Raw genomic sequence first — 25114 nt, forward strand, 5'->3', positions numbered from 1 at the left:
ATGACCGGCGACGTTGAGGACAAGGGCATGAACCGCCGCAGGCTGCTCGGCACCACCGCCGCGGCCGGTGTGGCGGGCGCCGCGGTCGGCGGTGGCGCGGTTTCGCGCCTCGGCGGGCTGGTCGCGCCGGCGGAGGCGCAGACGCGCCCGCCGCAGCAGGCGCGCCCCGCCGCCCGCCCCACGGCGCAGCGCGCGGAGGTCGGGCCGGGCGAACTCGATGAGTATTACGTATTCTTCTCCTCCGGCCAGAGCGGGGAGGTGCGCATCGTGGGCCTGCCCTCGATGCGCGAGCTGATGCGCGTTCCGGTGTTCAACCGCGACAGCGCCACCGGCTGGGGGCAGACCAACGAGAGCCTCCGTGTGCTCAACGAGGGCCTGACGCCGACGACGCGGGACTACCTGAGCAAGATCGGCAAGACGTCCTACGACGCGGGGGACCTGCACCACCCGCACCTGTCGTTCACCGACGGCACCTATGACGGGCGCTACCTCTACGCCAACGACAAGCTCTCCACGCGCGTCTGCCGCATCCGGCTCGACGTGATGAAGTGCGACAAGATCATCCAGCTGCCGAACCAGCACACGGTCCACGGGCTGCGCGTGCAGAAGTATCCGCGCACCGGCTACGTCTTCTGCAATGGCGAGGACGGGGTGCCGATCCCCAATGACGGCCGCGACCTCGACAAGCCCGCGGAATACCGCTCGGTCTTCAGCGCCGTGAACGGCGACACGATGCAGGTCGCCTGGCAGGTGATCGTCGATGGCAACCTCGACAACGTGGATTGTGACTACCAGGGCAAGTACGCCTTCTCCACCTGCTACAATTCCGAGAACGGCGTGAACCTCGCCGAGATGATGGCGGCGGAGCAGGACTGGGTCGTCATCTTCAACATTCACCGGATCGAGGAAGCGGTGCGGACCGGCCAGGCGCAGATGATCGGCGGCGTACCGGTGGTCGATGGCCGCCACGGTTCGCCCTTCACGCGATATGTGCCGGTCGCCAACAGCCCGCATGGCATCAACACCGCACCGGACGGCATCCATGTCGTGGCGAACGGCAAGCTCTCGCCCACCGTCACGGTGTTCGACGTGCGCAAGTTCGACGACCTGTTCGACGACAAGATCGAGCCGCGCGCCACGGTTGTGGCGGAGCCGGAGCTTGGCCTCGGGCCGCTGCACACCGCCTTCGACGGCAAGGGCAACGCCTATACCACGCTGTTCATCGACAGCCAGATCTGCAAGTGGAACATTGATGCGGCGAAGCGCGCCTTCGCCGGCCAGCAGGCCAACCCGATCATCCAGAAGCTGGATGTCCATTACCAGCCCGGCCACAATCACACCTCCATGGGCCAGACGAAGGAGGCCGATGGGAAGTGGCTGATCAGCCTGAACAAGTTCTCCAAGGACCGCTTCCTGAATGTTGGGCCGCTGAAGCCGGAGAACGACCAGCTGATCGATATCTCGGGCGACCGGATGGTGCTGGTGCATGACGGCCCCAGCTTCGCCGAGCCGCATGACGCGACGATCGTCCACCGCTCCAAGATCAACCCGGTCCACAGCTGGAAGCGCGACGATCCGTTCTTCGCCGAGGCAGTGCGCCAGGCACGCGCCGATGGCGTGGACCTGATGGCCGACAGCAAGGTGGTGCGGGACGGCGACAAGGTGCGCGTCTACATGACATCCCAGGCGCCGCAGTTCGGCCTGGAGCAGTTCCAGGTGCGCCAGGGCGACGAGGTCACCGTCTTCGTCACCAACATCGACGATGTGGAGGACCTGACGCACGGCTTCGCCATCGTGAACTACGGCATCAACATGGAGGTGGCGCCGCAGGCGACCGCGTCCGTCACCTTCAAGGCGGAACAGGCGGGCGTGTACTGGTACTATTGCTCCTGGTTCTGCCACGCCATGCACATGGAGATGAAGGGCCGCATGCTGGTGGAGGCACGCAGCGCGTGATGCCTTGGCACATCATCCCCGGGCTGTTGGTGGCGATCGCGGCTATGGCGGCGCCTGCCGCCCTCGCCGCGCCGCCCGTCGCGCCCGGGGAGGATGTACAGGCGGCGGTGGATGCGACTGAGCCGGGCGGCACGGTGGAACTGCTGCCCGGGCTCCATCGCGGCCCGGTTCGCCTGGAGCGGGCCGTCGCGCTGGCCGGGCGCGACGGCGCGGTGCTGGACGCCGGCGGGCGCGGCAGCGTGGTCTTCGTCACCGGGGAGGGCGCGGCGGTGCGGAACCTGGTGCTGCGGGGCTCGGGTTCCGATCACGTCGCCATGGACAGCGGCGTGTACCTGGAACGCACCGCGCGAGGCGCCCTCGTGGAGGGCAACCAGATCGAGGGCAACCTGTTCGGCGTCTATGTCCATGGCGCGCCGAACGCCGCGGTGCGCACCAACAGGATCACCGGGCGCCGAGACGCGCGCACATCCGAACGTGGCAACGGCGTGACCGTGTGGAACGCGCCGGGCGCAAGGGTGGAAGGCAACGACGTCCGCTATGGGCGCGACGGCATCTTCGTCACCGCGAGCCGGCAGAACGTGTTCGCCGGCAACCGCTTCCGGGACCTGCGCTTCGCGGTGCACTACATGTACACGAACGACAGCGAAGTGCACGGCAATGCCTCGATCGGCAATCATGTCGGCTACGCCATCATGTATTCGCAGCGGCTGCGCGTAACGGGCAATCTCTCGGATGGCGACCGCGACAACGGCATGCTGTTCAACTACGCCAACCAGTCGGAGATCTCCGGCAATCACGTACGCGGCCGCAGCGCATTCCGGGACGAGACCCGCACACCGGAAGCCGCGGAGGACCGGGAGCACGCGGCCCTCGCCACGCCCGAGGTCGACGGCGCACACCCCGGCAAGTGCGTCTTCATCTACAATTCCAACCGCAACCGCTTTGTCGGCAATCGCTTCGAGGCCTGCGGCATCGGAGTGCATTTCACCGCCGGGTCGGAGGGCAACACCATCACCGGCAACGCCTTCATCGCCAATCGCACGCAGGTGAAATACGTCGGCACGCGCCACCTCGACTGGTCGCGCGACGGCCGCGGCAATTACTGGTCCGACAATCCGGCCTTCGACCTCGACCGCGACGGCATCGCCGATGCCGCCTACCGGCCAAACAACCTCGTGGACCGCGTGCTCTGGACCGCGCCGCGCGCGAAGATCCTGTTGAACAGCCCCGCGGTGCAGGTGCTGCGCTGGGCGCAGTCGCAGTTCCCCGCGATCCTGCCGGGCGGCGTGGTGGACAGCCATCCGCTCGCGGTCGCACCGCCCGCGCCCGATGCCGCGCCCGGGTGGCGGCCATGAGCGCGGACGCGCCGGCCATTGCGCTGGACCAGGTGGCGAAGCGCTACAGCAAGGTGGAAGCAGTGCGCGACGTTTCCTTCATCCTGCCGCAGGGCGTGCTGGCTGCGTTGGTGGGCCACAACGGCGCCGGCAAGACTACGCTGATGAAGATGATGCTGGGTCTCGCGCGCCCGACTGCGGGGCGGATGCTGGTGCTTGGCCTCGACCCCTCCGCGGGGGGGATCGAGGCGCGCCGGCAGCTCGGCTGCCTGCCGGAGAACGTCACCTTCAACGCGGCCCTGACGGGGCGCGAGATGATCCGCTTTTTCGCCCGTCTGAAGGGCGAATCCACCAAGGCCGCGGACGGGCTGCTGGAGCGCGTCGGCCTCGGCGCGGCGGCGGGGCGCAGGATCGGCACCTATTCGAAGGGCATGCGCCAGCGCCTTGGCCTAGCGCAGGCTTTGCTCGGTTCGCCACGACTGCTGCTGCTGGACGAGCCGACGACGGGGCTCGACCCCGAGGTGCGCCAGGGCTTCTGGAGCATCCTGGCCGAGTTCGTCGCGCGCGGGACGACCGTGCTGCTGTCCTCCCACGCCCTCGAGGAACTCGAGGGGAAGGCCGAGCGGGTGATCATCCTGGACCGGGGCCGCGTCGTCGCGGACGGCGCCATGGATGAACTGCGCCGTCTCGCGCGGCTGCCGGTGCGCATACGCGTCCGGCTGGCAGCGGGTGCGTCGCGCGATTGGCTTCCGCCCGATGCCGTGGTGCTGCAGAACGGCGACGCCTGCGAGGTCGAGATGGCCTGCGCGCCGGAGGAGAAGATGGAGCTGCTGCGCCGCGTGACAATCCAAGGCCGCGCGACCGACCTCAACCTGCTACCGCCGACGCTCGACGAGCTCTACGCTCATTTCCTCCAGGGGCGTTCTGATCAGAAGGCGCGGCCATGAAGGGCCTGCTGCTGGTCACCGGCAAGGAGATCCGCGAGGGCATGCGCAACCGCTGGGTAGTGGCGGCGACGCTGCTGCTGGCGACGCTCGCGCTGACCCTGGCCTTCCTCGGCGCGGCGCCGGCCGGGCGTGTCGGCGCCGGCGCGCTGGAGGTCGTGGTGGTGAGCCTCTCCAGCCTCTCGATATTCCTGCTGCCGCTGATCGCGCTGCTGATCTCCCACGACGCCATCGTGGGCGAGATGGAACGGGGCACCATGCTGCTGCTGCTGAGCTATCCGCTGACGCGCTGGCAGGTGGTGGTCGGCAAGTTCCTCGGTCATGTCGTCATCCTCGGCGTGGCCACGCTGGTCGGCTACGGCGCGGCGGCGGTTGCGCTCGCGGTGGCGGGGGAGGCGATCGCCGCGGACAGCTGGCGTGCCTTCGCGCTGATGATCGGCTCCACCGTGCTGCTCGGCGCGGCCTTCGTGGCGCTCGGCACCTTCGTCAGCGCGATGGTGGAAGCGCGCGGCACGGCGGCCGGGATCGCGGTCGGCCTGTGGCTGCTTTCGGTGCTGATCTGGGACATGGCGTTGCTTGGGATGCTGGTGGCGGACCAGGGGCAGACCATCGGTGCCGCGATGCTCGATGCGTTGCTGCTGCTCAATCCGGCCGACGCCTATAGACTGTTCAACCTGGCGGGGCTGCCGAATGTCGGCCAGCTCTCGGGCATGGGGGGGATCGTCGAGGGAAGCGGTCTCTCGGCGCCTGTGCTGCTGGGCGCCCTCAGCGCCTGGGTGCTGGTCCCGTTGGCCGGTGCCGTCGCCGTCTTTGCTCGGAGGGAATTATGAAACCTCTGCTTCCCGTTCTCGGCCTGTTCGCCGCACTGCTCGTTGGCGGCTGCGACAACAAGGAAAGCGCCGCCAACGCGCCGCCGCCCGTCGCGTTGACCGCCGAGGCGATCGGCCATTACTGCGGCATGGCGCTGGTGGAACATCCGGGGCCGAAGGGACAGATTCTGCTGCGCGGCAGCGACCGTCCCGTCTGGTTCTCCTCGGCGCGGGACGCGATCGCCTTCACCATGCTGGCCGAGGAGGCGAAGACGCTGCGCGCAATCTACGTCTCCGACATGGGCCGGGCCGAGACCTGGGACCAGCCCGGCGCGACCAACTGGGTGGAGGCGCGGCGCGCCCATTTCGTGGTCGGTAGCGACCGCCGCGGCGGCATGGGCGCGGAGGAGGCGGTGCCCTTCGGCGACCGTCAGGTCGCGGAGCGCTTCGCCACCGAGCATGGCGGCCGGGTGCTGGCCTTCACGCAGATCCCCCGCGACTGGGTGCTCGGCGGAGAGGACGCCCCGACCCCCGCACTGAGTAGTCCGGCAGCGTCACGTCACACCCATTGAGGCAGTGAGGCCATGCAGCGTCGCCTGTCCCGTCGTCGCGTCCTCGCCATCGCCGCCGTCGCGGCCGGGCTGCCGCTGCCGGGAGCGGTGGAGGAGGCCCCGGATGCGCCACTGATCACCTGGACGGGGCAGGTTCTCGGTGCTGTCGGCAGCATCTCCCTGCGCCACCCGGACCCCGCGACGGCCGAGCGCATCGTCGCCCGTTCCGTGGCGGAGCTTCACCGGCTAGAGGCCATGTTCAGCCTCTACCGCCCCGACAGCCTGCTGGTCGAGTTGAACCGGCGGGGCGTGCTGGCCGCGCCCCCGCCGGAGATGCGGCAGATTCTCGATGCCGCGCTTCATGTCGCGTCGCTGACGGGGGGGGTCTTCGATCCAACGGTGCAGCCAGTTTGGCACCTCTACTGCGCGCATTTCACGCGGCGCGAGGCCGATCCGGCGGGGCCGCCGCCGGCAGCCGTCGCCGAGGCGCTGGACCGTGTCGGCCATCGGTACCTGCGCGTCGGGCCGGATTCGATCCTTTTCGCGCGGCGCGGCATGGCGGTCACGTTGAACGGCATCGCGCAGGGGTACATCACGGACCGCGTTGTGGATCTCCTTCGCGAGGAAGGTATTGGCCACACCCTGGTCGACATGGGCGAGGCGCGCGCCCTCGGCACCCAATCGGCGGTGCGACCCTGGCGGGCCGCGCTGGCGGATCCCGTTGGGCCGGAGCGCCCCTGGAAGACGCTGGACCTGGTGGATCGTGCATTGGCGTCTTCGGGCGATGACGGATTCGTCTTCGATGTGACCGGCCGTTTCACACACCTGCTTGACCCACGCACGGGGCTCAGCCCCAGGCGATACAGGGCCGTGTCCGTCCTGGCACCCGAGGCGACGACAGCGGACGCGCTCTCCACCGCCTTTGCGCTGCTGCCGGAGGACATGATCGCCTCGACGCTGGTCGGCCTGCCGACGGTCGAGGCTCATCTTCTGCGCCACGACGGAAGCGAGGTGGCGTTGCGGGGCGGGTGATTGTCGCGTCCCGGCTGGCAGCAGTGTGTCAGACGCCGAACGCCGAGTTGGGATCGTGGAGCGTGAGCCGAGACGGACGCATCGAGTTCACTGACAGCAGCGGCAGTCGGTGGCTTCTCCCGGATGACGGTGTCACGCACCTGGTTTGAATGCGACGCAGTGCAGGGGTTACAGCGCCCGCCTGGATGTCCGGTTGTAGCGAAAGGCGCGCTTGAGTGGATGGCGGCCTTCCTTCATTGTCTCGACGCTGTGATGCGCCAGCCGCGCCGGTCCTCCCCAAACCACAACGTGGCCGTGGAACAGTTCCACGCGCCGAGCGAGCTACGTGCATTTCAGGCCACCCCAGAGAAAGACGGCGGGAAGCCCCAGCGAGACGGACACGATGGGGGCATCGAACCCGCGTTCGTTCTTGTCTTGATGCAAGGTCATCCACGAGGGCACCCCCACCCCCGGCATTCAGGCAGCTCCCGTCGGCCATTTCGATGTCTGGGAGTTGGTCCCGATCCCGGGTGGCGACTTCAGCCTGCTCGCGGGGGCGGCGAACCAGGGCAGCTATGGGCTGATCTGCAGCGACTTCACCTTCGCGGCGGACATCACCGCGATCGACCTGACCTCGGCGACATTCGCACGTTCGAGCGGGAATGCTGCCATCCATCCGCACGTGATGATCGGGTTCTGAACCATGCGCATTGAGCACGCCACCCTCGACGGCACGATCGTTGTCACCGAGGTACCCGACGAGCCCGGTTCGGCCGAGCCGAGCGGGTCCACTGCACCGTCGATCGAGAGTCTCGCCGCCGCGCTGCAGGTGATCGCCGAGCGCGTCGGCATGTCCAAGGCGGAGGTCGAGACGCTCGTCGGGTCGCCGCGCGCCATCGCTTCCGCCGACGAGCTCGGCTGACCACAGCACCGCGGCGGGCGGCCCACTGGCCAACATCGCCGCGACGTTGAACCAAGGTGATTATGCGGCGCGATCCGCCGCATGGGGCTTTACGTGAAGCAGCGGCGGAACGGGCGGCTCGTTACCGTGCCGGGGCTGGTAAACCGGCGTGCGGCGGAGGCCGGGCTGTGGGCGCGCGGAGAGTTCGTCGCCAGCCAGCATATCGCGCCCGCCGCACCGCGCACGGAGGGCGCCGAGGCGCCAAAGCTGGGCGGCTATGCTGCGGCAGCGGCGACCGCAGCACCGGCGCTGCAGCCGCTGGCAGGCGTGCCGGTCTGGATCGGCGTTGCGCTGCTGGTCGCTGTCGCCGGGGTGGCCGTTGCCGTCCTGCTGCGCCGGGAACAGGCTTCGTGATTGCAGCGCTGTGGGCGCGCGTGCGGCGCTGGCCGCGCTCGGTGCCGCGTATCTGGCGGGGCGCCGCCACGGCCGCGATGCCAGTCACGCGGAGGCAGCGCGCGCGGAACAGCGGACGAGGAGGGCAGGGGATGCGGCGGCTCGTGATGCTGAACGCACTGGTGCTGCTGAGCGGCTGCGGCGTGGCAATTTCTGAGCGGCCCTGTCCACGCGTAACGGAATCCCAGTCGAAATCCAGCGCCAGGCTGTGGCGGAACTCGCCACCGCGCCGGCCCGCGCGCGCATGATGGACGCCATGGCGGCGGATCGCGAGTTCAAGCGAGCCACCGATGCGCCCGCGCCGCCCGCACGAAGGCCGCCACGGCCGGCGCCTGCACGCGGCCGGGCACATGGTCGCCAGCGCCACGGTGCGCTCGACATGCGGGTCCGACAGCGCACGCTGGATCGTGCCGGGGTGGGTGATGGAATGCTCGGGCATGAACGCGAAGCCGAGATTGGCCGCGACCATCGCCTGTACCCAGTCCTCGCGCTCGGAGCGGTAGCGCGCATAGAGCTCCACGCCCTGCGCGCCGCAGGCCGCCATCACCCGTTCGCGCATCTCGCAGGCGAGGCGGTCGACATAGGCCTGCCGCGTGAGGTCGGCCAGCGACAGCGCATCGCGGTCGCGCAGCGGGTGTTCGGGCGGGAGCAGCACGACGTAGCGCTCGGTGTAGAGCGGCTCGATCCGGCAGGATTCGGCGGCGAGGTCGAGCGGGTTGAGGATGGCCGCATCAAGCGAGTCGGCATCGAGCCAGGCCCCGAGCTCCGCCGGACGGCCTTCGCGGATCGCCACCTCGATGCCCGGATGCGCCTGCTCGAACGCCGACAGGAAGCGCGCCAGCCGCACCGGCCCCAGCGTCGGCATTACGCCGACGCGCACCGGCGCCTGCTTGAGCAGCCGCAGGCTCTCCGCCGCGCTGCGCGCTGCATCAGCGCGCTCCAGCACCTCGGCCAGCAGCGGTTCCATGCGGCGGCCTAGCTCGGTCAGGGAAAGGCGGTTGTGCTCCCGATGGAATAGCGGCCCGCCAAGTTCCGCCTCCAGCTTCTTCAGCGCGGCGGTCAGGGCAGGCTGAGAGACGTTGGACTGCTCGGCGGCACGCGTGAAGGACAGCGTGCGCGCGGCGGCGATAAAGTAGCGGACCTGGTGCATCTCCATGCCCGGCAGCCTGCGGACCGCGTGGACCCGGCGTCAACGAAACAACGCGGGTCGTCGTAAAGACGGCGCCTATGGGCCCATAGACGAAACCTGTTGGCGCTACGCCCGCCCCGCGGACCAGGCTTGGGACGACCAAGAGAAGGAGGTCGCCCCATGACGGTCTACGCAGTCGAGCGGTCATTGCCCGGCGTGACGATGGAGGCGCTGGCGGGCGCGCAGGCGGCGGCGATCGCCGCCGCATCGGCGTCGAGCGCCGATGGCGTGCCCGTGCGATACCTGCGCTCCGTTTTCCTGCCCGCCGATGCGCGCTGCGTCTGCCTGTTTGAGGCGGGCAGCGCGGAGGCGGTCCGAAGCGTCAACGATGCCGCGGGCATCCCCTATTCGGCGGTGTCCGAGGCGCTGGACCTGCCGGCTCCACCGGCCTGAGGCCGACTCCCGAAGCGAGCGAGAAGGAAAAAGCCGATGTTCAAGCGAGGTGCGCTGAAAGGTGCGCTGTTGGCGGCCCTGGCCGGTGCCGGCATCGCCCGGGCGCAGGCCCAGACGCCGGCCGCCCCGGCGCCGGCGCGCAAGCGCTTCCTGGTGCATGTCACGACCGGGCCGCAGGATCCGACCAAGGCCGCGCTCGCCTTCCTGGTGGCGGCGACGGCGCTGAAGCAGGGCCATGCGGTGACGCTGTTCCTGGCCGGCGAGGGCGTGCGGCTGCTGAGCGCCGAGGCGCTGGCCTCGGTCGAGGGGCAGGGGACCGGGCGGCTCAGCGCGCACCTGGCTGAGATCCTGGCGCATGGCGGGCGTTTCGCGCTGTCCGGCATGTCGGCGCGGGCGCGTGGCCTGGGCGAGGACCTGATCGCCGGCCGACCGGCGGAATTCGCTCAGCCGGATGCGCTGGTGCGCCTCGCGGTAGAGGCCGATGTGGTGATTACCTACTGATCGTCGGCGACGTCCGCCGCTGCCAAGCCCGTATTGCGTGGGTTCAGGCTGGGTCGACGGGCGGTAGCCCCGCCTCCACAGGGGTGCGCTGCGCGGCGACGCGGGCTGAGCGGCTGCGGCGCGGGTATTTCTGATCGCCCGTGCCCGCGGGTGACGGAGTTCCCAGTCGGCCTCCAGCGCCAAGCTGCGGCGGAACTCGCCACGGCCCCGGCGCTCGCGCGCATTATGGATGCGATGGCGGCGGATCGGGCGTTCAATCGCGCGATCTGCCCGTAAGCGCATGGTCGCGCCCGGTGCGCGCGGCTATAGCCTACCGATGCTGCCTCCGCATCGTCCAGCTTCTTGCTGCGCGTTCGTATTGGTTCTGCTTTGGCTGCTCGCGATGGCGTCGCCGGCTATGGCGCGCGAAATCCAGGGCCGCGTCGTTGGGATTTCCGACGGGGATACCGTCACCGTTCTGACGGAGCAGCGCAGGCAGGTTCGCGTGCGTCTCGCCGAAATTGACGCGCCTGAGCGTCGACAGCCCTTCGGGGACCGGGCACGGCAGATGCTCTCGGGGCTGGCCTTTGAACGCCGCGTGCGGGTCGTTGTCACTGGCACCGACCGCAATGGACGCGCGATTGGGCGCATGTTTGTGGGAACCGTCGACGCCAACGCTGAGATGGTCCGTCGCGGCGGCGCTTGGGTGTTCCGCCGCTACTCCAACGATCCCGCGCTGCTGCGCCTCGAGGCCAAGGCGCGAGAGGCGCGGCGAGGCCTTTGGGCGCTGCCGCCGGGACAGCGCGTGCCGCCGTGGGAGTGGCGCGAGAACCGGCGCCGCCGCTGACGCAGCGATCACCGAGCTCCAGGTGATACGCCTTGCAGCCATTCGCGAAGTTTGGACCATCGTGCACGGCCAGACGCATTCTTAACTGCGATGGCGATCGCCTTTGGCTGACCGACCAGGACCACGAGCCGCTTGCCTCGCGTGACGCCGGTGTAGAGTAGGTTCCGCTGCAGCATGGTGTAGTGCTGCGTCAGCACAGGGATCACCACCGCCGGGTACTCGGACCCCTGCGATTTGTGGATCGTCGCCGCATAGGCGGGTACCAGCGTGTCGAGCTCCCCGAAGCCATAGACGACGGCGCGCCCATCGAAAGATGCGGTCAACTCGCCTTGCTCAGGATCGACATCGGTGATGAAGCCGATGTCGCCGTTGTAGACTTCCTTCTCGTAGTCGTTCTCGATCTGCATGACCTTGTCGCCGGGGGCGAAGGTCCAGCCAAAGCGCTCCACCCTCCGCTCGCCCGCCGGGTTCAGTGCCGCTTGCAGTTCGATGTTCAGCGAGCGCGCGCCGACACCGCCGCGATTCATCGGGCAGAGCACCTGGATGTCTCGGATGGGGTCCAGACCGAAGCGTTGCGGAATGCGGGTCTTCACCAGGTCGATGATACGTGGGACGGCCATCTCAGGGTCGGCGGCAGGAACGAAATAGAAGTCGCTGTCGCCCTCCGGCTTTGTCAGCTCGGGCATCTGGCCGCTGTTGATGCGGTGGGCGCTGACGATAATGCGGCTGGCCGCCGCCTGCCTGAAGATCTCCGTCAGCCGGACGGTCGCCAGCGCCGCCGACGCGATCATGTCCGACAGGACCTGGCCCGGGCCGACGGAAGGCAGCTGATCCACATCCCCCACCACCACCAGGGCGGCTTCGGGCGGCACAGCCTTGAGCAGGGCGTGCATCAGCGGCACGTCCACCATCGAGGCTTCGTCGATCACCAGCAGGTCGCAGTCGAGCGGGTTCTCCAGGCCGCGCTTGAAGCCCCCGGCTTTGGGGTCGACCTCCAGCAGGCGATGGATGGTCCGCGCCTCAAGGCCGGTTGTCTCGCTCATGCGCTTGGCTGCGCGACCCGTCGGGGCGCAGAGCAGGATCCTCACGCCCTTCGCGCCGAGAATGCGCAGGATGGTGTTGATGATGGTGGTCTTCCCCACGCCCGGGCCGCCGGTGATCACCAACACCTTCGAAGCCAGCGCGAGAGCGACCGCGTGACGCTGGCTTTCTGCCAGGGTGAGGCCGACGCGCTGCTCGGCCCAGGGGAGCGCCTTGGCGGGATCGATCCAGTCCCAAGGCAGGGTGCCCTGGCGCAAGGCGAGCAGCCGCTCTGCGATTCCTCGTTCGGCCGCATACAAGCCCGCCAGGAAGATACACGCCGCGTCTCCGACCTGATCCGCAACCACCGAGCCGTCGGCGAGTTCGAGATCCAGGACTGTGGTGACCAACTCCGCCTGGACCCCGAGAAGTTCCACCGCCAGCGGCAGAAGCTGTTCGGTCGGCAGGCCGCAGTGCCCATCGTCCATGGCCTCCGACAGGGCGTAGCTGATGCCGGCGCGGACCCGAATCATGGCGGTCGGCTCGATCCCGAGGCGCATAGCGATGGCGTCGGCGGTCTTGAAGCCGATGCCGCGGATGTCCCGTACCAGGCGATACGGGTTCTCCGACATGACCTGCACGGCATCGACGCCATAGGTCTTGAAGATCCGCACCGCGCGCGAGGTGCCGACACCGTGCGCGTGGAGGAAGACCATGATCTCCCGCACCACCTTCTGGTCGGCCCAGGCCCTGATAATTCGCGCTGCGCGGACGGGGCCGATGCCGGGCACTTCCCGCAAGCGATCAGGGGAGGCCTCGATGATGTCGAACACGCTCTCACCGAAGGCTGCGACCATCTTCTTGGCGTAGACGGGGCCGATGCCGCGGATCATGCCGGAGGCGAGGTACCTTTCGATGCCCTCGGCCGTGGTGGGGGCGGACGTCTTGAGGAAGCGCGCCTTGAACTGCTGGCCATGGGTGCGGTCGTTGGTCCACTCGCCCGACGCGGTCAGCCATTCGCCGGCGGAGATCGAGGCAGCATGGCCGACGATGGTGACCAGATCGCGGTGGCCGCGCGCCTTCACGCGCAGGACGCAGAAGCCGCTCTCGGCATTGTGGAAGGTGACACGCTCGACGGTGCCGGCGAGGAGTTCAGTGGTTGTGGGGTCTGCCTGGCGGGTCATGGCGCAGGGCGTTCATCGCGCGATGTATTCAAGCCTGTCCACAGAATCGTGGATGCACGCGGCGAGACGCCGGACCACATTGGGACGCTGCTCGACCTCAGGCAGCACCAAAAGGTCGCCATCGGATGAGAGGGCCCCGCCGTCGAAGCGGGCGCCGATCGGCTTGCTGTCGACCGGTGATAGGCCCGGCATGAGCAGCGTAGCTTCGGTCGCGGCGGGCATAGTCTCCGCAATCGGCGAGGGCCTGGCGTCGCAGCCGAATCCTATCGCCAATCAACGAGTTGCACCATTCCCGCCAGCCCTCAAGATTCTCCCCGGCTAGAGCCCGTGCGGATTGCCTGGCTGGATCGTCATCGTCGTCCAGGCGGTACCGTTCCAGTAGGTCCTGAGCGTCGTCCCGTCGCGCCACACCTCGAAGCATCGCTCTTGCCCGTTCCGCAACTGCGGCGACACCGAGCAGAAGCCGTATTCCGCTGCGCGGATGGTGCCGCTGAAGCGCAGTTCCGCACCGCCGAGTGGGCGGACTGACCCGCGCTGCGCCAGTTCCGGAGTGACATAGGTTCTGAACACAGCGCCATCCTGGCCCCGTCCATCCATGGTGTTGCCGCGCGCAAGTGTCATGAAGGTCTGGCCCGAAATCCTCTCCCCGACCGGCGGCGCCACTGCGCAACCTGCTAGGCTGAGGCCGACGAACCCCGTCGCAATCATCCTCATCTCAATTGACCCTCCTGTGGACCGGCATGTCAGTGGTACCCCGGCCAGCACCGGGGTCCCATGAGAACGGGCTGTTCTATCTCGCATGCTCAATGGAACCCCCGCGCCGATCTGGGGTCCCGCAGCGCGCCGAGTTCACGTGTAGAGCGAATTCGGAATGGTCCCATTTGGACGCCGATCCACCCGATGTGCCTGTCCCGGACATTTACGCGATCAAGATCGTCCCATCCGGCAGCCGAACCTCCTCGAACCCGATGAGCATATTTGTCGGAGAACCTGCCAGCGAGATCGTGCCGGCGGTCAGATCGACATCGACGGAAGCGTCAATGATGCCTGTGAGGTCGAGAACGTCGTAGCCATCCCCACCGTCGAAGATGTTGCCGGAGAAGGTCAGCGACGCGGGCCCGGACGCGGCGATCGCGGTCAGCGTGCCGCCCGGTCCGTACTGGGCGCTGATCTGGAGACTGACGCGGTCATCGCCGCCCCCGAGCAGCATGACGTTGTTCGTCATCGCGAGGGTCACTGTGCCATCCACGCCGGCGGTCCCGTCGGCGCCGGCCGGATAGGGCGCGTAGGTGTAGGTCTGCGTGTAGTCGCCGTTGGCGTAGGACGTAAAACTGCCCCCGAACTCGTCGACCCCCAGACCGGCGGCACCGCCACTGCCGGCAACCGCGCCAAGGAACACGACAACGGCATCCAGGTCGGCACCGCCAGTGATGCTGTTGCCGGAGAAGTTGGCTGTGGCGTTCCCGCCGTCGCCGCCGTCGCCACCCGCGCCGGCCGCTCCGTACACCCACGTCTCCGATGACGCGGTGCCGTCGATATGATACGCATAGGTGATATTGAGACCGGCTCCAGGACCGCCCCCGCCGGTGCCGAATCCACCGTCACCCGCCTGAGCATAGACTGAATATTGGGCGCGCAGCCCATCGCTGGCGGTCACTGTCGTGTCAGCGATCAGCGCGGTGGCATCGCCACCGTCGCCGCCGGCCCCACCGTGTCCGCCTGCGCCACCGACCGTTCCGAACCCTCCATAGGCTGCATTCTGTGGGTAGCCCAGGTATCCGGACGCACCCTGCCCGCCCGCTGCGCCCGCGCTGATCACCGCTTGCAGCGTGCCGGCGGTCGCGACCTCGACGCGCTCGACGGTGCCGAAGCCGTCGCCGCCGGCCCCCGCAGCGCCATTGTCGCCACCTTCGCCGCCGGTCGAACCGGAGAAGCTGCCGTAGCTCTGCAACCGCTCTCCTACCACGACGGGCGCATAACCTGAGCTTGTTCCCGACAAATCGGAGGCGCCGCCGTACCCGCCAAGCCCTCCGCCTCCGCCCCAGCCGCCTCCACCGTAAGCGTCCAGGCGCACTGCTTCGGCACCCGCGCCAAGGTTCAGGACTTGATCGGCAATGATGGCCGTGCCGTCACCACCCGCGCCGCCGGCACCGCCAGCACCACCGTCGCCGCCGGGACCGAAGGTGAAGAAGTTGTAGTCCGTGGTCCAGCCGTCGGGTTCTTGCGTCTGATAGTAGACGTGATCGGTTGTTCCCTTGCCGCCGGGCTGCCCGGACCCGCCAGAGCCACCGGCACCGCCGATGGCCTGGCGCTCGATGGTCACGGAATCTCCCAGCGAGGTGCCCGCATAGGTCGTGGCAGCCTTCGACACGCTGATGGATTCGCCATCGCCACCGGCGCCCCCCGCCTCGCCATTAGCGCCCTCGGCGGCAGTGCCGAGCTCGGTGGCGTTGATTCCGGCAGTACCCATTTCACCGGTGACGGCGAAGCGGTCGTGAATGTTGAGCGGGACGAGTTCTGCCTGATCGATCACTGAAACGAGGAAATCCTCGGCGATCTGCAGGCCACCCGAGTCGGTCGCAGTGACAGTCACGGTGATGCTCGGCTCGGCCTCGAAGTCCACGGACAGGCCAGCCTTCAGGCGCAGGACACCGCCGGTCGCCACCTCGAAGCGGGAATCGGACAACGCGAAGGTGAAGGCGTCGATGCTCGCATCCGCTGCATCGGGATCGGTGACCGAGAGCGTCCCGACGGTGGCGCCCGGAGCCTCCTCGTCCACGGCATTACCCGCGAGGACCAGAGCGATCGGCGCTTCGTTGATATCCAGCACTGCCACGGACAGTGTCTGCGTGACCGACAGCCCGCCCTGGTCTGTGGCGGTGAGCCGAAGCGCAATCGTCGGCGCCGCCTCGAAGTCGAGCGCCGCGCCCGGTGCCAGGCGCAGTTCATTGCCGACGACGACGAAGCGCGGATCCACTTGGCCGTTCAGGTCCGTTACGGTGAAGGTGAAGGTGTCGGCCCCATCGGGGTCCACGGCGGCAAGGGTTGCCACGGTGGCACCAACGAGGTTCTCGTCGACGCTGCCTCCGCTGGCGAAGACCACGTCGGTCGGCGCCCGGTTCACCACGAGATCGAGGACCTCTCCATCTCCGAAGCGCAGGCGCTCGACGTCGAAAAGCAGGTCGGTTCCCTCGCTCGCCTGACCCTTGCGCAGATCGGCCACGGTCCACGATCCGTCGGCATTCTGGGTCAGCCGGTAGTTGGCGCGAACACCCGACAGGTTCGCCGTATCAGTTCCATCTCCGCCATACAGCGTGTCGGCCCCAGCGCCGCCCGCCAGGCTATCGTTGTCGTCGCCACCTTCGAGACGGTCATTGCCCTTCCCGCCCTGTAGGACGTCCTGGCCGCCGCCACCGACCAGGAGATCATTGCCGTCCTCACCGGCCAGGAAATCCTCTCCGAGGCCGCCGTCGAGCGTATCGGCACCGGCCGCGCCAAAGATGGTGTCGGCATCGCTTGTCCCGGCGAGCAGATCAGCCTTCTTGGTGCCAATGATCATCGTCGCATCCCTCTCTATTTTTTCTGGGTCTATTCAACGGCGGGCAATACAGATAAGAATTCAAAACTCTAGGATGCGCCACATCATCAACGATGCGACGATTCATTTCCTTTGAATTGAACGCCGGCCGTCATTTTATTCAAAACGAGTAATATGTTGGCGGTTGATTGCCATCTTCGAAAGCAAGAATTGCTTATGGGGCGATAAGCGGCATGAGGGATGCGGACCGCTGCGGGACCTGTGTGGACGGTCCGTCCGCTGCAACGGCGATGCTCGGTGGTGGCACGCGGTCGGGTGTAAGGTCGCCGGACTGCAGCCAAGAGACCAGGCAATCAGCGCAGCACGGCGGCGCACGTGACCACGGCGGAGCGGGCGGCTCAGAGAAACTCAATTCACAATTCCCGTCGCTCAGCGAACGTCCGGAGGAGTGCGTGAATGGAGACGGTTCGAACCCAGTCGCACTCCCTCCGCCAACTGTCCCTTCTGCGAACACTCCCTCCAGCGTCGGCGACATGCCGCGGCACGGAGATTTCCGGGGCTTTCGGCGCGCACCGCCGCGTGGATGGTATCGTCGGAGGTTGGTTCCAGACCCGCATGACAGCCGGACGGCCGGTGCGCCTTCGTGCAGTAGGGCGATCCACCCGACTTCCTCCGCTGGCACAGCCACTCTAGCGTGCCCGCATGGACCGGCTGACCGCATTCCGGCTTTTCCTGCGCACCCTCGATCGCGGCGGCATCGCGGCGGCGGGACGCTCGCTCGGGTTGTCGGCGACAGCGGCGTCGCGGGCGCTGCGCGAATTGGAGGACGACCTCGCGCTGCGCCTGTTCGACCGCACAACGCGACATGTCGCGCCGACCGAGGCGGGGCGGCGCTTGGCCGCCCGCATCGCGCCGCTGCTCGAAGGCCTCGACGCCGCCATGGTCGAGGCGCGGGAAATGCACGAGGAAGCAACTGGCACGCTGCGCATCGTCGCGCGGCGGTCCTACGCGCTGCGTCATGTCGTGCCGCATCTCGCCAGCTTCCAAGTCGCGCATCCGCGGGTGGAGATCGATCTCGCATTGACGGAGCAGACCGGCCTGGTGCCGGCGCATGGCGTGGACGTCGTGATCCGACTTGGCCTGCCGGCCGGCAAGTCCTTCACCGGGCATCGGCTGGTCTCAGGTCGGCGCATTCTGTGTGCCAGCCCCGGCTACATCGCGCGCCACGGCGCCCCGGGCACACCCGATGCGGTGCTGCAGCATCCTTGCCTGACCTATCGCGAGGAGGAGGAAGCGCCGGTCTGGGTCTTCGCCACCGCCTCGGACGGGCGACAGGAGATCGCGGTCAGCGGGCCGTTCCGTTCCAACAGCGGGGAGGCGCTGCGCCAGGTCGCGCTGGACGGCATGGGCCTGGTGTTGCTTCCCGAATGGATGGTCGGCGAGGATGTCGCGGCCGGGCGGCTGACACCGTTGCTCGCGGGGCTGCCGGCCTGGCCGGAACGTTACCAGGCGGAGATCCACGCCGTGCATGCCCGTGCCGAGCGCCTTCCCGCCAAGATCGCCGCCTTCGTCTCGCACCTGCTCGCGAAGGTCGATCCTGCCGCCTGAGCGTGTCGGCGATCCTGCCGTTTGCCGGCAGAGTGTTTTGCGAAAGTGCCGTCTGGCGCCCGTATGCGCCGACGCGCCATGGTGCGAGCAGGAGAAAACGCCCCATGATCGAGACCACACCACTTACCCCCGTCTTCGGCGCCCGTATCACGGGCCTCGACATCGCCCGCGGCGTGGACGCGACGACGATGGCCGCGCTACGCGACGCGCTCGACCGGTACTCGGTGCTGGTCTTCCCGGACCAGCGCATCGACGACGCGGCGCAGATCGCCTTCAGCGAAGGCTTCGGGCCGCTGGAGCGCACCCGCGCCGGCGCCCCCGGGGCGGGCAGCGCGGTGATCATCCTGTCGAACATCGGCCCGGCCGGGGAGATCGCGCCGCCGACCGACAAGCAGGTGCTGAACAACAAGGCCAACCGCGTCTGGCACCATGATTCGTCGTTCAAGCCGGTGCCGGCACGGGCCTCGCTGCTTTCGGCGCGGGAGATCCCCTCGGCCGGCGGGGACACCGAATTCGCCTCCATGCGCGCCGCCTTCGCCGCGCTCGATCCGGCCGAGCAGGCCGCCTTGCGAGGCCGCGTCGCCATCCATGACTTCGGCTGGTCGCGCTCACGGGTCGATGCCGCGCTGGTGAGCGAGGCCGAGCGCAACCAGCACCCACCGGTGCGCCAGGCCCTGGTCCTGGAGGAGAATCCGCACGGCCCGGCGCTGTATCTCGGCGCCCATGCGCGCAGCATCGAGGGCATGGACGAGGCGCAGTCCCGCGTCCTGATCGACCGGCTGATGGCGCTGGCGACGCAGCCCGCCTTCACCCATGCGCATCGCTGGCGGCCGCATGATTTGGTGGTGTGGGACAATCGCGCCGTGCTGCACCGCGCCACCCCCTTCGCGACGACGACGGAACGCCGCCACATGGTGCGCACCTGCGTCGCCGGCGCCGCGCCGACGCTTGCCGCCGCCGCGTGAGCGCCGAGCGCTTCGAGGGCGATTGGGACCACATCATCGTCGGCGCGGGCAGCGCCGGCTGCGTGCTGGCCAACCGTCTTTCCGCCGATCCGCGCCGCCGCGTGCTGCTGCTGGAAGCCGGCGGCGAGGCGCGTCACCCCTACCTCCAGGTCCCGGCCGGCTTTCTCAAGACCTTCCGTGATCCGCGCTTCAACTGGAATTTCACTACCGAACCCGGCCCCGGTGTGGACGACCGTTCCATGCACACGCCGCGCGGGCGCGTGCTCGGCGGCTCCTCGGCGATCAACGGGCATCTCTGGGTGCGCGGATCCGCGCGCGACTTCGACGATTGGGCGCAGACCGGCTGCCGGGGCTGGTCGCATGCGGACGTGCTGCCGTTCTTCCGCGGCCTCGAGGACTACCGGGACGACGCGTATCGCGGTGCCGGCGGGCCGCAGCATGTCTCGGACATCCCTGCGCTGCATCCGATCGTCGCGGCCTTCCTCGATGGTGGGGCCGAGTGCGGGTTGGCGCGCAACGCCGACTACAATGGCACGGCGCAGGAGGGCGTCTTCACCTACCAGCGCAGCATCCGCCGCGGCAGCCGTTTCAGCGCGGCGAGTGCCTTTCTCGCGCCAATCCGCCGCCGCGCCAATCTGCGCGTCGTCACCGGGGCCATGGTGCTGCGCATCGAGACGGCATCGGGACGCGCCACCGGCATTACCTTCGCGCGCGACGGCCGCACGCTGACGGCGCATGCGACGGGCGAGATCGTGCTGGCCGCGGGCGCGATCGGCACGCCGCATCTGCTGCAGGTCTCAGGGCTCGGCCCGGCCGCGCTGTCGCGGGCGCTCGGCGTGGCGGTCATCGCCGACAATCCCGGCGTCGGCGAGAACCTGCAGGACCACTACGCCATGCGCGTGGTCCATCGCGTCACCCGCCCCGTCACGCTGAACGAACAGGCGCAGCCGCCGCGCCTGTGGTGGGAAATGGCGCGCTGGCTGCTGACGCGACGGGGCATGCTCGCCTACAGCCCGGCTCATGCCGGCGCCTTCGCGCGCTCGCGCGACACGCTCGACGAACCCGACCTGCAATTCGTCTTCACCCCCGCCTCCTATTCGGAGGAAGGAGTGACGGGGCGCCTGCAGGAGGTGCCGGGCATGACCGTCGGGGTCTGGCAGTGCCGGCCGGAAAGCCGTGGGACCGTGCTCGCCACAAGCGCCGATCCGCGCCAGGCGCCCGCCATCCAGCCGAACTACCTGACGGCTTCCGAGGATCGCGAGGCCGCCATCACCGGGCTGCGCGTCGCGCGGCGATTGCTCGGCACGCGCGCCCTTGCGCCGTGGTCGGCGGCGGAGACCGCGCCCGGTCCGGCACAGCAGGACGATGATGCCTTATTGGCCTATGCGCGGGCCAAGGGCGCGACCGTCTATCATCTGTGCGGCAGTTGCCGCATGGGCAGCGACGGGGCGCCTGTGACGCAGGACCTGCGATTGCGCGGCGTGGACGGGCTGCGCGTGGCCGATGCTTCGGTCATGCCGCGCATCGTGTCGGCCAATACGAATGCGACGACGATGATGATCGCAGCCAAGGCTGCGGCGATGATGCTCGGTCAGCCCAACGCGAACCCGTAGGTCAGGCAGACACCACCGGCGCTGCGCAAACGGGCCGATTTGCCGGTGCTGGCGGGGCCGGGTGCGCGGCCTGGCGGCGCCATGCTTGATCAGGGCGCCGGAAGCCCGCTGGCCGGCGTGGACAAAGCCATCCTCCGAGCAACGCCCAGAGAAGGTTGGAATCCGGTTCCCACCGCTGCTCCATTCGTCTCTCTCACAACCTGTCTCTCCTGGTCAGGACACCGCGCTGAGGCGCAGGTTTGGCCGGGGTTTGCGCGCGGACCTTGATACTTCGGCACCGCAATGTTGGCCCTCCGGGCGTCTATCTCCGCGCTATTCTCTCCGGACCTTGGGACTTGGCCGATCCAGTCTACAAGGGTCAGGTCACTGACTTCCCACAGCTTTCCGTCGGCACAACCCGTCCTGATTCGGGGAGGGCATCGCTCGGGCAATCGACCCGCATGAGTGAATTCACTCCGTCTCGCCCCCAAGCTCCTGGATTCCTCGGCCTCCGTGCACCTAAGTCGCATCGTGGATCACCGTGGACGCGGTGGGCCGGCAGTTTCGCCAAACTGGGCAGGTGACTCACGGTCCCCCTCTGCCGCCTCAAGCCTACCGTTTGTGGTCATGTGAACCTCCACGTCTACGCCGATAGGCGGCGCGCTATCGCGTGCAGTCGCCGGTAGGCCGGCTCCCCCGCCAAGGCGGGATCCGCCGCCACGCACCGTGCCAGCACATTCCCCAAATCACGCGGTGGCTGTGCTCGAGAGGGATCGACCAGGGCATCGAGCAGGGCGACCACTGCCCGAGGGTAACGTACCGGCAACTCTTTGTGGCGGCCGTCGAGATCGAGGCCGATGATGGCGGTCACCATGTCGTAAGGGACAAGAACCGGAGCCACCGCGTCGACCGCGTCCGGGAACGCGTCCTCGGCTTCGAGCACCATCATCACCAGGCGCTGCGATGTCTCACTGTCCCGGCAGGCGGTGTCCAATGGCCAAGCGTCCCGAAACAAGGGTCCGACATGGACTCTCCAGCGCGCTGCTCGATCTACCGGCTCGGCCTTCTCTTCCCCCATCCAGTTCCACAGCATCCAGGCCGCCTGGTGGCGCACTTCTGCGTGCGCCGCCCGGAGCGCTCGACGGATCTCCGCCGGCTCGATTTGCCACCCATCGTCGGGCCGCAAGCGCTTCCAGATGGCCGGTAGCAGGAGAGCGTGAGCGAGCCCCTGCGCCTCCCCCTGCGACATCGCCTCGTCTTGAAACAGTGCCAAAAGATGCGGCTTCAGCGCATTGAACAGCGCAGGTAGCCGCGGGACATGGCCCCCGAGACGCGCGCGCCATAGCAGTCGGGCCTCGGGGTGGCTCGGCACGAGCAGTGGCAGCAACCGCTCGCCTGACCACGTCGGGGCTACCTGGTAGAGCCAAGGCAGCAGCCTCAAGAGATAGACCCGCGCCAGCAGCCCCGGGCGGCCCAGCGCCGAGACGGCACGATCGAACCGTCCGCCGAGTATGTCCCCTAACTCCGTTCCGGCGTCCGGCTCCTGCGCACTCAAGACGTCGCACAGCGCCCATGTAAGTTCTCCGCCCGGTTCATTTAGCGCAGCCGTGGCGAGATCCTCGTCTTCAGACCGAGTGGCCTCGGCGTCGGGCCCTGCGTCGGTGTAGACGACCTCCGCGAGGCGGTCCCAAACGCCGAGGAAGGGCCCCGCGAGCGCCTGCGCATCGTCCAGCAGCAGGCTTCGGCATTCCCGCAACCACGACGCGGCGCTCGACGTGATCGGCAGCAACGCCGTGGTCGGCATGCGGACGACTAGTTCAGCTATCTCGCGCTGGAGCGGCTGGCGCTGTGTCTTGGCCGCTGCCCACAGAAGATCCCGCCAAGCGGATGGCTCCCAGCGGCCAGAATCTGCCTCCGCGTGCAGGCCGCGGAGGGCGCGTTCAGGATCGGATTCGCAGAACAGACGCCACACATCCGAATGTCCGATGGGCTGCTCCCGCTGTAGGCGCATCGCGTGCGACACCAACTCGGCATCTGCGACGCCAGAGAGTGATGCCGGATCGCCCTCCGGCCCCCAACCGCTGCTCATCCACGAGCCGAAGTCATCCCGGTCGCCGGGGCCCGGAATCCACGCTGGATGGCGCGCCTGGATGTCGGCCAGCACCTGCGCGCTGTCGCCATCGAGGCCTCCCACAGCGCCCTGGATGCGCGCGAGGCGGACAAAAATCATGTGGTCGCGGATGGAGTTCCACTTGTCCTCGTCCTTAAACGCGTCGTCGGTGAACAGCGACCGCGGGGGGCCACCGCCGACGCGTCGGGCAAGCTCGGCGCGTGTCTCCTCGGGGAACTCTGCCCAGCGCTGTGCCATGAGGCACATCGTCTCCCGCCGCAGTTCGCCCGACCAAAACGCTTCGTCATCGAGCGCAAGAAGTGCGGCCAACGCCTCGCCGGGCTGGAAGACTGTCGCGTTGGTCAACGCGTGCAGGTATAGACGCTGAAAAAGCACAAATTCCGATGCGCTCCACGGAGTTGCTAATCTCCGGGCACCGGAGGCGGACTTCTCCGCCAACCGTGCCCAGACCCCTGCGGTCAGGCGCACGATGGGAAAAAAGCCGCCCCGATATTGATTCTGCGGATGGTCAGCTACGGATGGAACATCGAAGGATGAACGATCGAAGCCGTTGAGGTAGTCCGCATCACGGGCTTCCTCCAACGCTTCCTCGATCCCGCGGCAGAGCGTCCGCAGAAGCCGCTCCTCCGCCACGGTGTCCTGCGGCCACACGTCCAGCACCTCGCGGATGTGCGGCCGGTGACCCGATGGTTCGAAGTAAACCTCAGCGAGCGACCGCGCGGTGACTGGCGCTTCCTCTGGTTCGGCCGTACCGGGCCAGCGCAGCGGCCTTCGCACGCGAAACTGCGGAACGACGGACTCGACGATCGCACGACGGACCTCGTGGTCGACCTCCCCTGCCTTCGCGCGGCTCCGAATTGCGTACCAGCGAGGGAGCAAGCCCTCGGATTGGGATGAGACCGCGCGTCGTATGCGCCGCCAAGCCTTGCGATACTCAGCAGGCAACTGCTCGACACTACGCTCTATGAACCACCAAGCGTCGTCGGCAGGCGGCGCCGCGGCGCAGGCGCGTACCATCTCGGGGTCGCGGACGCGGCTTGCGATCCACGGGCCGGCGGAGGCAGCCCCTCGGCCGAGGACACCCCGGTCCGAGAGGACCGGCAGCCAGGCCGCCGATGGCGAGAGCTCGCCAAGAATGCGCCCGGCGTCCCCGTGGCCGAGCAGGGCGACTACCTCTCCAAGGCCAGCCTCGCCGATGGACGTCGGATCGGCCGACAGAAGCTCCGACAGCCGAGCGCGCCGCCAGGCCGTCGGATCCTCCGCATACCGGCACCACTCGCGCAGCGTCCGGTAGAGGTCAGCGTGGCTGCCGTCCGGCCCGACATGGTAGAGGATCGGATCGACGCCCTTTGCGCGCCAAAGGGCTTCCTGAAGATGCTGGTCGTCGTCCTTCGCCTCGGCGAAGGCGTAGACCTTCTTCAGGTCGGTGTAGCGCTCTCGGTCAGCCTCCAGCGCCTCGAGCAGATAGCGCATCGGAGGATCCTCGGCCTGATAACCAACGAGGACCAGCACGTGGGTTCGTACGAGGTCGTAGAGATAGCGTGACGCCCAGCCGTTGCGGAGATAGGCATCACCGAACTCGGCGCTCGTCAGCACGAGATCGGTGTCGCTGTCGATGCCGACCTCTGGGTCCGCGAGCCGACCATGCAAATGAAGGACCCCACTGAACGCCGCGGTCCTCGGCGGCGGCATTGCCTGGCATGCGTGGCTCGCCAGGCGTTCCCCCTTCATCCGCATCCACGCCCGCTCGAAGAGGGTGTCAAAATTGGTGGTGAGCAGCCGATTGCGGTGCTCGGAGTCCCGCGACAACTCGAGCAGGCAGAGATGGTTGCCAAGATCGGCTTCGGGATCGGGGGCTAGGCTGCGGCGCACGGCGTCCCTGATCCGGTCGCGCATGGTCTGCGAATGCCGGACGTCGGGCGCGGCCAGACGGCGCTCCAAGGCACGTAGCATCCGATCGTACTGCGCCTCGAGCCTGCCGCGCTCCACCATGACTTCGCGTTCGGCCGGGTGATCCTCCCAGCGCTCCCCCAGGTGCTCGTATACCGCCTTGACCAGCCCGCGGAAGAGCGGCAGGCCGGCTCCTCGCGAGACGCCAGCACCGCACACGAAAAGCACTTCTCCCCTCTCCTGCGCCGTCACAAGAGCAGCGGGAAGTTCAGGGCCATCTGGCGTCAGGCGCATGATTCGTCCGAATTCACTGCAGGA

20 protein-coding genes and 1 pseudogene are annotated in these 25114 nt (G+C 68.2%); 14 read left to right on the forward strand and 7 right to left on the reverse strand.

Annotation, left to right across the window (positions count from 1 at the left end):
- Genes nosZ through KPL78_RS28655 form a run of 6 tightly spaced genes read left to right on the forward strand, consistent with a single transcriptional unit; the run spans position 1 to position 6626 of the window.
- Positions 1–1956 (forward strand): TAT-dependent nitrous-oxide reductase, encoded by a 1956-nt coding sequence (gene nosZ / locus KPL78_RS28630; protein ID WP_219766711.1) that lies wholly within the window; start codon positions 1–3, stop codon positions 1954–1956.
- The gene (locus KPL78_RS28635; RefSeq protein ID WP_219766712.1) at positions 1956–3311 is read left to right on the forward strand and encodes a nitrous oxide reductase family maturation protein NosD; all 1356 of its coding nucleotides are present in this window, start codon (positions 1956–1958) and stop codon (positions 3309–3311) included. Before nosZ ends, KPL78_RS28635 begins: the two co-directional genes overlap by 1 nt.
- Positions 3308–4237 (forward strand): ABC transporter ATP-binding protein, encoded by a 930-nt coding sequence (locus KPL78_RS28640; protein ID WP_219766713.1) that lies wholly within the window; start codon positions 3308–3310, stop codon positions 4235–4237. The genes KPL78_RS28635 and KPL78_RS28640 overlap by 4 nt, the downstream gene beginning before the upstream one ends.
- A complete protein-coding gene (locus KPL78_RS28645) occupies positions 4234–5064 on the forward strand; it encodes a DUF2705 family protein (protein ID WP_219766714.1) in 831 nt (276 codons plus the stop codon). The genes KPL78_RS28640 and KPL78_RS28645 overlap by 4 nt, the downstream gene beginning before the upstream one ends.
- On the forward strand, positions 5061–5615 hold the full coding sequence (locus KPL78_RS28650; RefSeq protein WP_219766715.1) for a nitrous oxide reductase accessory protein NosL: 555 nt from the start codon (positions 5061–5063) through the stop codon (positions 5613–5615). The genes KPL78_RS28645 and KPL78_RS28650 overlap by 4 nt, the downstream gene beginning before the upstream one ends.
- 12 nt (positions 5616–5627) lie before the next feature.
- Positions 5628–6626 carry an FAD:protein FMN transferase gene (locus KPL78_RS28655; RefSeq protein ID WP_219766716.1) on the forward strand — a complete coding sequence of 333 codons (999 nt, stop codon included), beginning with the start codon at positions 5628–5630 and terminating at the stop codon, positions 6624–6626.
- A gap of 321 nt (positions 6627–6947) precedes the next feature.
- Here the strand turns inward: KPL78_RS28655 and KPL78_RS30595 are convergent, their stop codons facing one another.
- The gene (locus KPL78_RS30595) at positions 6948–7082 is read right to left on the reverse strand and encodes an alpha-ketoglutarate-dependent dioxygenase AlkB (RefSeq protein ID WP_369412893.1); all 135 of its coding nucleotides are present in this window, start codon (positions 7080–7082) and stop codon (positions 6948–6950) included.
- A 37-nt stretch (positions 7083–7119) separates the two neighbouring features.
- Between KPL78_RS30595 and KPL78_RS28665 the strand changes: the two genes are divergently transcribed.
- Entirely contained in the window at positions 7120–7305 is a 186-nt protein-coding gene (locus tag KPL78_RS28665) for a hypothetical protein (protein ID WP_219766717.1), read from the forward strand.
- Between the two features lie 3 nt (positions 7306–7308).
- Positions 7309–7527 carry a hypothetical protein gene (locus tag KPL78_RS28670; RefSeq protein ID WP_219766718.1) on the forward strand — a complete coding sequence of 73 codons (219 nt, stop codon included), beginning with the start codon at positions 7309–7311 and terminating at the stop codon, positions 7525–7527.
- 121 nt (positions 7528–7648) lie between these two features.
- On the opposite strand, the gene KPL78_RS28675 is transcribed toward KPL78_RS28670, so the two are convergent.
- Positions 7649–9115 carry a LysR family transcriptional regulator gene (locus KPL78_RS28675; RefSeq protein ID WP_219766719.1) on the reverse strand — a complete coding sequence of 489 codons (1467 nt, stop codon included), beginning with the start codon at positions 9113–9115 and terminating at the stop codon, positions 7649–7651.
- A 153-nt stretch (positions 9116–9268) separates the two neighbouring features.
- On the opposite strand from KPL78_RS28675, the gene KPL78_RS28680 reads away from it, so the two are divergent.
- The 3 genes from KPL78_RS28680 to KPL78_RS28690 all read left to right on the forward strand — a co-directional run bounded on the left by KPL78_RS28680 (position 9269) and on the right by KPL78_RS28690 (position 10868).
- Complete coding sequence (locus KPL78_RS28680; RefSeq protein WP_219766720.1) at positions 9269–9541, forward strand: nickel-binding protein; 273 nt, start codon at positions 9269–9271, stop codon at positions 9539–9541.
- Between the two features lie 36 nt (positions 9542–9577).
- Positions 9578–10042, forward strand: a complete 465-nt coding sequence (locus KPL78_RS28685) for a DsrE family protein (RefSeq protein ID WP_219766721.1) — start codon at positions 9578–9580, stop codon at positions 10040–10042.
- 397 nt (positions 10043–10439) lie between these two features.
- Positions 10440–10868 carry a thermonuclease family protein gene (locus tag KPL78_RS28690; protein ID WP_255569553.1) on the forward strand — a complete coding sequence of 143 codons (429 nt, stop codon included), beginning with the start codon at positions 10440–10442 and terminating at the stop codon, positions 10866–10868.
- Positions 10869–10876: 8 nt separating this feature from the next.
- Here the strand turns inward: KPL78_RS28690 and recD2 are convergent, their stop codons facing one another.
- From recD2 to KPL78_RS28710, 4 genes and pseudogenes are all read right to left on the reverse strand, one after another.
- Positions 10877–13072, reverse strand: a complete 2196-nt coding sequence (gene recD2 / locus KPL78_RS28695) for an SF1B family DNA helicase RecD2 (protein WP_219766722.1) — start codon at positions 13070–13072, stop codon at positions 10877–10879.
- Positions 13073–13108: 36 nt separating this feature from the next.
- A pseudogene (locus KPL78_RS28700) lies at positions 13109–13294 on the reverse strand (IS1380 family transposase); the annotation flags it as partial.
- A gap of 96 nt (positions 13295–13390) precedes the next feature.
- Positions 13391–13642: a hypothetical protein gene (locus KPL78_RS28705; RefSeq protein ID WP_219766724.1), complete on the reverse strand. Its 252-nt coding sequence runs from the start codon at positions 13640–13642 to the stop codon at positions 13391–13393.
- Positions 13643–13991: 349 nt separating this feature from the next.
- The gene (locus tag KPL78_RS28710; protein ID WP_219766725.1) at positions 13992–16631 is read right to left on the reverse strand and encodes a cadherin domain-containing protein; all 2640 of its coding nucleotides are present in this window, start codon (positions 16629–16631) and stop codon (positions 13992–13994) included.
- A gap of 681 nt (positions 16632–17312) precedes the next feature.
- Between KPL78_RS28710 and KPL78_RS28715 the strand changes: the two genes are divergently transcribed.
- The 3 genes from KPL78_RS28715 to KPL78_RS28725 all read left to right on the forward strand — a co-directional run bounded on the left by KPL78_RS28715 (position 17313) and on the right by KPL78_RS28725 (position 20796).
- On the forward strand, positions 17313–18218 hold the full coding sequence (locus KPL78_RS28715) for a LysR family transcriptional regulator (RefSeq protein WP_219766726.1): 906 nt from the start codon (positions 17313–17315) through the stop codon (positions 18216–18218).
- A 104-nt stretch (positions 18219–18322) separates the two neighbouring features.
- A complete protein-coding gene (locus tag KPL78_RS28720; RefSeq protein ID WP_219766727.1) occupies positions 18323–19183 on the forward strand; it encodes a TauD/TfdA dioxygenase family protein in 861 nt (286 codons plus the stop codon).
- A complete protein-coding gene (locus KPL78_RS28725) occupies positions 19180–20796 on the forward strand; it encodes a GMC family oxidoreductase (protein WP_219766728.1) in 1617 nt (538 codons plus the stop codon). Before KPL78_RS28720 ends, KPL78_RS28725 begins: the two co-directional genes overlap by 4 nt.
- A 622-nt stretch (positions 20797–21418) precedes the next feature.
- Here KPL78_RS28725 and KPL78_RS28730 read toward each other — a convergent pair.
- A complete protein-coding gene (locus tag KPL78_RS28730) occupies positions 21419–25090 on the reverse strand; it encodes an SIR2 family protein (RefSeq protein ID WP_219766729.1) in 3672 nt (1223 codons plus the stop codon).
- Between the last annotated feature and the right edge of the window lie 24 nt (positions 25091–25114).

This window comes from Roseomonas alba (assembly GCF_019430885.1).
Taxonomy (GTDB): Bacteria; Pseudomonadota; Alphaproteobacteria; order Acetobacterales; family Acetobacteraceae; genus Neoroseomonas; species Neoroseomonas alba.

Bases quoted from the DNA above. Each gene is read 5' to 3' on its own strand.
- nosZ (WP_219766711.1), top strand. From the start codon at position 1: ATGACCGGCGACGTTGAGGACAAGGGCATGAACCGCCGCAGGCTGCTC.
- KPL78_RS28635 (WP_219766712.1), top strand. From the start codon at position 1,956: ATGCCTTGGCACATCATCCCCGGGCTGTTGGTGGCGATCGCGGCTATG.
- KPL78_RS28640 (WP_219766713.1), top strand. From the start codon at position 3,308: ATGAGCGCGGACGCGCCGGCCATTGCGCTGGACCAGGTGGCGAAGCGC.
- KPL78_RS28645 (WP_219766714.1), top strand. From the start codon at position 4,234: ATGAAGGGCCTGCTGCTGGTCACCGGCAAGGAGATCCGCGAGGGCATG.
- KPL78_RS28650 (WP_219766715.1), top strand. From the start codon at position 5,061: ATGAAACCTCTGCTTCCCGTTCTCGGCCTGTTCGCCGCACTGCTCGTT.
- KPL78_RS28655 (WP_219766716.1), top strand. From the start codon at position 5,628: ATGCAGCGTCGCCTGTCCCGTCGTCGCGTCCTCGCCATCGCCGCCGTC.
- KPL78_RS30595 (WP_369412893.1), bottom strand. From the start codon at position 7,082: ATGCCGGGGGTGGGGGTGCCCTCGTGGATGACCTTGCATCAAGACAAG.
- KPL78_RS28670 (WP_219766718.1), top strand. From the start codon at position 7,309: ATGCGCATTGAGCACGCCACCCTCGACGGCACGATCGTTGTCACCGAG.
- KPL78_RS28675 (WP_219766719.1), bottom strand. From the start codon at position 9,115: ATGGAGATGCACCAGGTCCGCTACTTTATCGCCGCCGCGCGCACGCTG.
- KPL78_RS28680 (WP_219766720.1), top strand. From the start codon at position 9,269: ATGACGGTCTACGCAGTCGAGCGGTCATTGCCCGGCGTGACGATGGAG.
- KPL78_RS28685 (WP_219766721.1), top strand. From the start codon at position 9,578: ATGTTCAAGCGAGGTGCGCTGAAAGGTGCGCTGTTGGCGGCCCTGGCC.
- KPL78_RS28690 (WP_255569553.1), top strand. From the start codon at position 10,440: ATGGCGCGCGAAATCCAGGGCCGCGTCGTTGGGATTTCCGACGGGGAT.
- recD2 (WP_219766722.1), bottom strand. From the start codon at position 13,072: ATGACCCGCCAGGCAGACCCCACAACCACTGAACTCCTCGCCGGCACC.
- KPL78_RS28710 (WP_219766725.1), bottom strand. From the start codon at position 16,631: ATGATCATTGGCACCAAGAAGGCTGATCTGCTCGCCGGGACAAGCGAT.
- KPL78_RS28715 (WP_219766726.1), top strand. From the start codon at position 17,313: ATGGACCGGCTGACCGCATTCCGGCTTTTCCTGCGCACCCTCGATCGC.
- KPL78_RS28720 (WP_219766727.1), top strand. From the start codon at position 18,323: ATGATCGAGACCACACCACTTACCCCCGTCTTCGGCGCCCGTATCACG.
- KPL78_RS28730 (WP_219766729.1), bottom strand. From the start codon at position 25,090: ATGCGCCTGACGCCAGATGGCCCTGAACTTCCCGCTGCTCTTGTGACG.